General features: G+C 58.2%; 1 pseudogene. It reads left to right on the plus strand.

The window, feature by feature from the left end:
• Window positions 1-297: pseudogene (locus PZH32_RS13100) on the plus strand (hypothetical protein); the annotation flags it as partial.

Below are 297 nucleotides of genomic sequence, written 5' to 3' on the forward strand. Positions count from 1 at the left end.
CACCAGTTCCACGCCATCAATTCCGAGGCGCAGAAGAAAGCGGGTTACGAAATTTCCGATGAGGAAATTGATGCCCTGGTGGACCAGGTTATGATCGATCACCGCGAGCGCGTAGACCGCCGCATGTGGTCCTACCTGCTTCATCACTGTGGCGAGGACTTCGACTGGTATCTGTCCGCCTGCCCGCACACCATCGTCAACCCCAACCAGACCGTCGGCGAGACCGAGCTGGACGCTTACGCGCTCATCAACAATTGCACTGCCGGTCTGGCGGCCATTGTCGGACGCTATTTCGAC

It is taken from the genome of Adlercreutzia equolifaciens (genome assembly GCF_029076695.1).
Classification (GTDB): Bacteria; Actinomycetota; Coriobacteriia; order Coriobacteriales; family Eggerthellaceae; genus Adlercreutzia; species Adlercreutzia equolifaciens_A.